This window comes from Gemmobacter caeruleus (genome assembly GCF_008271655.1).
In the GTDB taxonomy this organism is placed as follows: Bacteria; Pseudomonadota; Alphaproteobacteria; order Rhodobacterales; family Rhodobacteraceae; genus Gemmobacter; species Gemmobacter caeruleus.
On sequence record NZ_VKKX01000047.1, the window covers coordinates 1 to 868 of the forward strand.

General features: G+C 57.7%; 1 protein-coding gene. It reads right to left on the reverse strand.

The annotated features are described in order from the left end of the window. Window positions 1–730 (reverse strand): type IV secretion system protein (locus FOA17_RS15510; RefSeq protein ID WP_338029122.1); only part of this gene is annotated, 730 nt, incomplete at its 3' end. Window positions 731–868: the final 138 nt, after the last annotated feature.

Sequence of the window (868 nt, forward strand, 5' to 3'; positions counted from 1 at the left end):
CAATCACTTCACCGGTAGTCAACGCCCCGATCCGTGACCTCCCTTTGACGCCCGCTGTATTGAAGATCCCCCGCATGATCCCGGTCGATCCTGCGATCACAGCGGGTGCCGCAGCCACCATCAGGTTTCCAGAGACCCCACGCACGATCAGGGGTGTTGCTGCTACAAATCCTTTGGCCAGGAAAACCATGACGAAGAACGGCACCAGCGAGCCGATGTTGGTCGCCGAGTTCGGGTCACCGAGCTGCGCCAAAAGCGAATTCGCCATGCCGACGACGGTCGAGAACATGGCTGCGATGACGATGGGGTAGAAGGCATAGCTGACCGTCGTTGAGATCCACCTATGGAAGAAGTCCTTGGTCGCGTCGAAGAGCGACAGTGCGATCATGATCGGAGCGAGGCCGAGCATGAGGGTCAGCATCATCTTGGCGAATATGAGGACGATGCCGGTCATGAAGCCAAGGAGGCTCAAAAGAATAAGCCCGATGCCGCCTAGGATCGCGCCCGTCATCCAGTTCAGGTTGCTGCCGATGGCATTCAGGTACTGGCTGAATTTTTCGATCAGGATGTCGAATTCGCCGGCAAAGTGTGTGGCTCCGGCTCCTCCGCCGCCAACCGAAGACACCAGTGCGCCAGCGACGTAGTCCAAGCCTCCAATGACTGCGTTTGCTACTGCATTGAAGTTTGCCCAATTGAAGGCGAACAGACCGATAAGGGTCAGCTTGATCAGGTACCAGAAGAAGGGGTCTGCTGCCGGACGGGGCTAAATCCTACGCTAAGCCCTTTTCGGCCATCTGTATTCCCCTGTGAGCAGGATGTGGGCCCATCCGAGGGGCGAGATGTGGGCCAGAAGACCGGGTGAGCAATC